Source organism: uncultured Abyssibacter sp. (assembly GCF_964000955.1).
In the GTDB taxonomy this organism is placed as follows: Bacteria; Pseudomonadota; Gammaproteobacteria; order Nevskiales; family OUC007; genus Abyssibacter.
Genome location: NZ_CAXFCL010000065.1, coordinates 1 through 7,669, shown reverse-complemented (window position 1 = coordinate 7,669; position 7,669 = coordinate 1). Strand labels below are relative to the sequence as shown.

Annotated in this window: 7 protein-coding genes; all 7 read right to left on the bottom strand. The window is 64.9% G+C overall.

Annotated elements, in window-relative coordinates:
* A partial coding sequence (gene ilvD, locus ABNS06_RS03225) for a dihydroxy-acid dehydratase (protein ID WP_348672528.1) occupies positions 1–1,085 on the bottom strand: 1,085 nt, incomplete at its 3' end.
* Positions 1,086–1,421: 336 nt separating this feature from the next.
* Positions 1,422–1,634 carry a cold-shock protein gene (locus tag ABNS06_RS03220; protein WP_348672527.1) on the bottom strand — a complete coding sequence of 71 codons (213 nt, stop codon included), beginning with the start codon at positions 1,632–1,634 and terminating at the stop codon, positions 1,422–1,424.
* Between the two features lie 257 nt (positions 1,635–1,891).
* The gene (locus tag ABNS06_RS03215; protein ID WP_348672526.1) at positions 1,892–2,509 is read right to left on the bottom strand and encodes an NTP transferase domain-containing protein; all 618 of its coding nucleotides are present in this window, start codon (positions 2,507–2,509) and stop codon (positions 1,892–1,894) included.
* Between the two features lie 72 nt (positions 2,510–2,581).
* The gene (locus ABNS06_RS03210; protein WP_348672525.1) at positions 2,582–3,955 is read right to left on the bottom strand and encodes an FAD-dependent oxidoreductase; all 1,374 of its coding nucleotides are present in this window, start codon (positions 3,953–3,955) and stop codon (positions 2,582–2,584) included.
* A complete protein-coding gene (locus ABNS06_RS03205; protein ID WP_348672524.1) occupies positions 3,952–4,218 on the bottom strand; it encodes a ferredoxin family protein in 267 nt (88 codons plus the stop codon). Before ABNS06_RS03205 ends, ABNS06_RS03210 begins: the two co-directional genes overlap by 4 nt.
* A complete protein-coding gene (locus ABNS06_RS03200; RefSeq protein ID WP_348672523.1) occupies positions 4,215–6,413 on the bottom strand; it encodes a molybdopterin-dependent oxidoreductase in 2,199 nt (732 codons plus the stop codon). The genes ABNS06_RS03205 and ABNS06_RS03200 overlap by 4 nt, the downstream gene beginning before the upstream one ends.
* 167 nt (positions 6,414–6,580) lie before the next feature.
* The coding region (locus ABNS06_RS03195) for a multidrug effflux MFS transporter (protein ID WP_348672522.1) at positions 6,581–7,669 on the bottom strand (1,089 nt) is incomplete at its 5' end.

The following is a 7,669-nucleotide window of genomic DNA, read 5'->3' as shown; positions in this document are numbered from 1 at the left end:
ATGGCATCGCCCAGGGTGTGCTCGTGCACGGTGTGGCAGCCGCTGTGGATCAGCCCGCCGCGATCCAGCTCGGAGAGAATGCCGATCACACCACCGGCGCGGTGCACGTCCTCCATGTGGTACTGCTGCGTGCTCGGCGCCACCTTGCAGAGATGCGGAATCTTGCGCGACATCCGATCGATGTCGGCCATGGTGAAGTCCACCCCGGCCTCGTGCGCCGCCGCGAGCAGATGCAGCACGGTGTTGGTCGAGCCACCCATGGCGATGTCCAGCGCCATCGCGTTCTCGAAGGCCTCGAAGGTGGCGATGGAGCGCGGCAGCACGGTGGCGTCATCACCTTCGTAGTAGCGCTTGGCGAGGTCGACGATCAGCCGGCCGGCCTGGAGGAACAGCTCCTTGCGCTCGGCGTGGGTTGCCACCAGCGAGCCGTTTCCGGGCAGGGACAGGCCCAGTGCCTCGGTCAGGCAGTTCATGGAATTGGCGGTGAACATGCCGGAGCAGGAGCCGCAGGTGGGACAGGCGCTGCGCTCGATCTGCGCCACGTCCTCGTCGGATTCCGCGGCATTGGCGGCGCTGACCATGGCATCGACCAGGTCCAGCTTGAGATCGCCCCGGGTGGCCAACTTCACCTTGCCGGCTTCCATCGGACCACCGGAGACGAACACGGTCGGAATGTTCAGCCGCATCGCGGCGTTGAGCATGCCGGGCGTGATCTTGTCGCAGTTGGAAATGCACACCAGCGCGTCGGCGCAGTGGGCGTTGACCATGTACTCGACGCTGTCGGCGATGAGGTCGCGGCTGGGCAGGCTGTAGAGCATGCCGCCATGGCCCATGGCGATACCGTCATCCACCGCGATGGTATTGAATTCCTTGGCGACACCGCCCGCGGACTCGATCTCGCGCGCGACCATCTGCCCGAGATCCTTCAGATGGACATGACCGGGCACGAACTGGGTGAAGGAATTGGCGATGGCGATGATCGGCTTGCCGAAGTCGTCGTCCTTCATTCCAGTCGCGCGCCACAGCGCGCGGGCGCCGGCCATGTTGCGGCCGAAGGTCGTGGTTTTGGAGCGATAGTCGGGCATGTCTGAGTCCTTCTGGCGCGAACGCGTTCCGCGTCGCGCCGATAACGCGGGGCGCGAATTGCAGCACAGACCGGGCGAAGGACCAAGGGGCAGGCGTCGGCCGGTAGGCCAAGTCGCACTGAAAGAGGTCGGAAGAACACGCTGGCACCGCGTCTGGCGGGTGCGGGTCTCCGGGTCGATCACCGGCACGGAACGGCGCGAGATCGGGACTTGCGAAGGCGATCGCCGTTGATACCGGTGTTACCAACATCAACGGCGACCGAAGCGATGCGGGGCATGCGCCCCGCGTCGCAACGACATCCGGCAGGCTCAAGAGCCCGCCGGTGGACATCGTTCTTAGAGCGGCGAGATCTGCGTCGCCTGCATGCCCTTCTGGCCACGCTGGGGGACGAAGGAGACCTGCTGGCCTTCAGCCAGGGTCTTGAACCCGCTGCCCTGGATTTCCTTGAAATGCGCGAACAGGTCATCACCACCGTCGGTCGGTGCGATGAAGCCGAAGCCCTTGGATTCGTTGAACCACTTCACGGTACCGGTCTGTCTTTCACTCATGTTTTCCAATCCTTACTGACAAATAAAAATTCAGCCACGCCAAAACGGCGACGGCAGACTGCGTCTCGATCCGTAAAGCTCACTGGAGAGTTGCGCAGCGCCGCGTAAGCGGGTGGAAATTCAACCGGGAACAATCTGATGAAGCGTGCAGTGGGCCAAGAATACAGGAAACCTCGGTTTTCATCGATCTCTCTTCGCATCAGGCGGCGCCAAGCTGACGAGCGTCTGTGCTGCGACGCTGTTGCCCGAGCTTGTTCCTACGCCTTCCCGCCATCCCCTCCGGGCATCTCCAGACCCAGTAGCGCCAGTTCCCGCTCGGTGTTGACACTGAGCACCGCCGACGCCGGCATCGATGCCTTCACGAATCCGGCCCCGCTCATCCAGTCGCGTACCCGCCCGTGTGGCGGCGGCGGCTCCAGCCGGCGGCAATCCAGCAGGCAGGTCGTGTAATGCGGCCCGGTGGACGTGGTCGCGACCGCGATACCCGCGCTGCCGACGATCAGCGCATCGGTCAGCCGCTCGACGAGATCGGGCGGAAGCACGACGGCATCAACGGGAATGACCACCAGGTATCGCGTGCGACACCTCGTCATGAGCGTATGCAAACCCGCCATGGGCCCCGGGTATCCCTCTCGGGCGTCCGGATGGACCTCGACCGGTCGCTGAAGACCTGACAGTTCGCCGACCCGGCGATACGCCGCGAGATTGCGGTTCGCGCTAATCGACAGCGCACAGACCTTCGGCGCCAGACTCGTCACGACATGCTCGATCAGCGGTCGCCCGTGCAGGCGCAACCAGCCCTTGTCCACCCCGCCCAGGCGCCGGCCCTGCCCGCCGGCGAGCACGCCGCCCGTCAGTTGTTCTGGGCGCGGCACCGTGCCATGCATCCGTCGATGTTCATGCCGGGAACGGTGCGTCCCCCGGGACGGCACGGTCAAGCGCCGGAATCATGCGACGGACCGGGCGACTCGCAACATGTCGTCCACGCGGGTCAGCTTTTCGCGTGGCCGAACGCCCTGCCCTCGCTGCCGCTCGAACCGATCGACGGCCTTCCAGCCGCGGTAGCTGACGACATCCGGCTGACGTGCATGGATCAGCGGGGAGAAGCTCTCCCCACCGCGCACCGGCACGGGCAATCCTCCGGCGGCGGCATCCTGCATCAGCGCTCGGACGGTTTCCCTCGCGCAAAGCTTGTTGCTGCCGATCACCCCCCTGGGTCCGCGCTTGATCCAGCCGACGACGTATTGCCCCGCACGCGGCTTGCCACCGGGCCCGTCCAGCATGCGACCACCACGATTGGGGATCACGCCGGAGACCGCATCGAAGGGCAGGCCCTGCGGTGGCGAGCCCCGGTACCCGATCGCGTGAACCACAAGCCCCGTCTGCAACACGTCGGAACGCTCGCCGGGGACGGCCGTAACCCGTCCTTCGGAGGTGTTGACCAGCCGGTTGCGGACGAGGCGCAGGCCTTCCACGCGGGACCGACCCAGCACTTCGATCGGCGAAACCATGAACCGCAGCAGCAGGCGCCGGGCGTTGGGCACGCCGCGGGAACGGGCGTAGGTCTCCAGCGTCGCCTTTCGCAGCGTCGAGGCGAAATCGTCCGATCGCCAGTCCACCGACGCCAGTTCCGCCGGATCGACCTGGACACTCAAGTCCTCCAGGTCACCGAGTTCCAGCAACTCCGGATGCGTGAACGCCGCCTGCGCCGGTCCGCGCCGACCCAGCACGCAGACCTCGCGAATCCGGCTGGTCGCCAGCGCCTCGCGTGCATGGGCCGCGATATCGGAGCTGACGAGCGCATCGTCGCCCTTGAGCAGGATGCGCGCGACATCGAGCGCCACGTTGCCGTTGCCGATGACCACCGCCCGCTCGCAATCCAGCGACACCGGCAGATCGGCATGGTCGGGATGCCCGTTGTACCAACCGACAAATTCGCTGGACGGATGGCAGCCAGACAGGTTCGCGCCTGGCACATCCAGCGGTCGGCTGCCGGAAGCGCCGATGGCGTAGATCACGGCGTGGTGATGCGCCAGCAATTCCGCGTGACTGACATGCCGACCGACCTCGACATTGCCGTGGAACCTGAACCGGCCACCGCTGCGCGCCAGCTTTTCGTAAACGTCGATGACCTGGCGGCGGTCCGCGTGATCCGGTGCCACGCCGGCCCGGACCAACCCGCCGATCGTCGGCAGGCGGTCGATCATGTTCACCTGGACATCCTGTCCCCCAACTCTCACCAACTCGGCCGCCGTATACAGGGCGGCCGGCCCGGAGCCGACGATGGCGACACGCAGCGCGCCCGCGTCATCGCCCTTCACGAACGCATCCTCTGTCGAAAGAAGGCGGCGTTGATCTCCCGGTAGGCGGTCCACTTGTCCGGCAGGTGCTCCGCCGGGTAGATGGCATTGATCGGGCAGGCGTCCGCGCAGGCCTTGCAGTCGATGCAGACATCGGGATCGATGTAGAGCATCTCCGTGGTGGCGAACTCGCCGGCCTCCGGCGCCGGCTGGATGCAGTCCACCGGACAGACTTCCGTGCACACGGCATCGTTCACGCAGGAACCGACGATCACGTACGTCATTGGCCCACCGCCCTGCGGGTGGGGGCCCGCCGGACAGCTGGCTCCAGCGACTCGACCCGAACCCGCGTCATGTTCAGCAGCGGCGTCTGCGAAAGCGGATCGATGCGCTGGCCATCAACGAGCCGGTTGCGATTCTCGCCCCAGCGGCTGTAACGGCCAGGTGCGTTGACATCAAAGATGCGCGATCCCCAGCCATGCGGGATGGTGACGATGCCGCGCCGCCCGCCGGTGCCGGCCGTCACGGTCAGTTCGATGCTGCCGACCGGCGAGCTGACCCGCACCGGATCACCGTCCTCCAGACCCAGGTCGGTCATGTCCTCGACATGCATTTCCACCTGATTGCTGCGCTGTTGCTGCAACAATCGGGCGTTCTCGTTCATCCACGAGTTCATCGACTCGCGGTTGCGGCGGCTGACCATGCAGAACGGGAACTCCGGGTCCATCTTCGGCACCGGTGCGGCCAGCAGACGCCGGCATTCGTCCATCAGGATGCTGGGCGCGCATTCGATCTTCTTGCTGGTGGTCCGCAGTGACCTGGCCAGATCGCCATAGCGCTTGTTGTCGTACATGTACCCGTGCGGGCGACGCTTGACCTCGCTCAGCTTCACGCGGCGGCCCGCCGCGACCATCAGCCACTCGAACCAGGCCGGGCCGAATTCGAACTTCCGCAGGCCGGGAATTTTCGCCAGCGCCCGGCTGAGCCGAACCACGCCGTTGATTCCGCGAAACCCGAACAGGGGGCGCTTCATCTTCAGCGCGAGATCGACGAAGAAGCGCCATTCCTCCCGCACGCCGGCCTTGGGATTCACGCAGCGATTGCCGTACTGGGCGAAGGGTTTTTCCATGATGCTGCCGAACGCCAGATGCAGCCCCTCGCGTTCCAGCCAGTGCGTGCCGGGAATCAGCCAGTGCGCGTGGCGATGACTTTCCCGTTGCACGATGTCCACGGCCACCAGCAGTTCGAGCTCGGACAGGGCCTTGTCCAGCCGATCACCATCCGGCCCCGAAACCACCGGATTGCCGGAGCAGATCAGCATGGCCCTGATCTGCCCGGCGCCGGGCGTGAGAATTTCGTCGGCCAGTTCGGCCACCGAATGAAACCCGGCCACGGTGGGCAGGTTCCGCAATCGCGACCGGTGCTTGGACTTCGGCGCCATCATGCTCCAGGCCTTGGGCAAGTCCACGTAGCCGCGCTCGTAGCGCTTGCCACCGGGCATGTCCATGCGATTGGTGATGATGTTGAGCAACTGGCTCAGCCACTCGCCGACCGTTCCGGTCCCCGAATGCGCCAGGCCGGTATGACTGACACAGGCGGCCGTTCGCGCCTTGGCGAAACGCTCGGCAACGTCCCGCAACTGCTCGACGGACACGCCGCAGCGGGAGGACAGATCGTCCAGATCGGCCTCGCCGACCAGTTCGAAAAACGCATCCAGGCCGTTCACCGGAACGGCTTCCGGCTCCCGGTTCCAGCCCTCGTCGACGATGATCTTGATCAGCGCCAGCAGGAACGCCCAGTCCTCTCCGGGTTCGATCAGCACATGGGTCCGGGCTTCCTTGCTGGAGCTGGTGACCCGCGGATCGACCACGATCAGGTCCGCGCCACGGTCACGCGCCTCCAGCACACGCTTCCAGCCACCGGGAATGATCTCGATCCAGCCGAACCGGCTTACCGCGGGGTCCATGCCCATGAGCAGAAAGCACTCACAGTCGTCGACGTCGGTGGGCACCGACATCAACTCGCAGCCGAACATTTCCTCCTGCACGACATGCAGCGAGTTCTGGTCGAGTGAGCCGACCCAGAAGCGGTTGCCGGTGCCGATCGCCGCCAGCAGCCCGGCATGCAGGTTCGAGTCGCCGAAGTTATGCCCCAGCGGGTTGCCGTGGTACGAGCCGACGGCATCCGCGCCGTCACGTTCGATGATCCGGTTGAGGCGCTGCGCGATATCCGCGATGGCCTCCTCGTAGCTGGCCGGAACGTAGCGATCGCCCACGCGTCGCATCGGCGTGGTGATCCGTTGCGGATGATTGCGGATCTCCGCCGCGGTCTTGCCCTTGCGGCAGAAGTCGACCCAGGAAAACGGGTTCTCGCGATCGGGGCGGATCTCGATGACCTTTTCCCCGGCATCGTCGACCTCGACCTCCAGACCACACAGCGACACGCAATAGTTGCAGTGCGTGTAGATATTCTTGGACATGCCAGTCTCCTCAGATGGCTGCCCGACATATATCAAAACATCGACATTATGTATATTTTTTATATTGTCTGAATGACAGCATTAAGAAAGCCCTCTGCTATCGGTCATGTGAAGTAGCCGGTCAGGCAGATCGCGGGAGCCCCCTGACCGGCGGGCATCACACAGCTCTAGCCCGGCTGTGTCACCAGCTCGAGCCGCACCGCCACCCGGTGCGTCATCCAGACAATCAGCAACGCGACAATGCCCATGCCAAGGTAACCCAGCGCCAGCGGCACCAGCGTGCCGTCGAACTGCTGCGCGATGAGGTAGCCGATGGCCGTGCCCATGATCGTGGTGAAGCTGCCGATGAGGGCTGCCGCGCTGCCGGCGTGATGCCCCATCGGCTCCATGGCCAGGGCGTTGAGGTTGGCGCCGAGAAAGCCGAAGCAGAACAGGCACAGGCCCTGCAGCAGCATGTAGAGCGGCAGGGGGACCTGATCGAACAACGCAATCACCGACCACAGCGCGCTGACGGAGATCAAGCCGGTTAGCGCGACACCGGTCATCCGGACCAGACCGAAGCGGCGCAGCAAGCGGGAGTTGGCGAACGACGCCGCGGTCAGAAACATCGCGATGGCGGCGAACAGCAGGGTGAATCCCGCGCCCATGCCGTAGCGATCCTGAAAGATCTGCTGGGCGAGACTGATGAAGGAAACCAGGACCCCGAACACGGTTCCCAGCGCGAGCATGTACCCCCGTGTCACCGGATGCCGGATCGCGGCGGCGAAGCCCGAGCCGAGGTTGATCAGCGTGATGGCCCGGCGGTTCTCGTCCGTCAGCGTCTCCTCCACGCGAACCATGCCCCACAGCGCCAGACCCAGGCCGGCGACCAGCAGTGTCACGAACATCCACCGCCACGGCGCGATCAGCAAAATGCCCTGCCCGATCGACGGCGCGAGAATCGGCACGATCATGAACACCATCATCGCCATTGACATGACGCGCCCCATCTCCACACCGACGAAGCGGTCTCGTACCAATGCCATGGCGACAACGCGGGGCGCACCGGCACCAAATCCCTGCACGAAGCGGGAGACCACCATCATCATGAAGCTGGTCGATGCGGCGGAAAACAGGCTGGCGGCGGAAAACAGCAACAGGCCGAACAGCAGGACCGGTTTGCGGCCGTAGCTGTCGCTCAACGGCCCGTAGAGAAACTGCGATGCACCCAGGCCAAACAGGTAGGACGTGATCACCGCCTGCCGATCGTTTTCGCT

What these genes read in the sequence shown, in the direction of transcription:
- ABNS06_RS03220 (WP_348672527.1), bottom strand. Translation starts at nt 1,634, where the DNA reads ATGAGTGAAAGACAGACCGGTACCGTGAAGTGGTTCAACGAATCCAAG.
- ABNS06_RS03205 (WP_348672524.1), bottom strand. Translation starts at nt 4,218, where the DNA reads ATGACGTACGTGATCGTCGGTTCCTGCGTGAACGATGCCGTGTGCACG.
- ABNS06_RS03200 (WP_348672523.1), bottom strand. Translation starts at nt 6,413, where the DNA reads ATGTCCAAGAATATCTACACGCACTGCAACTATTGCGTGTCGCTGTGT.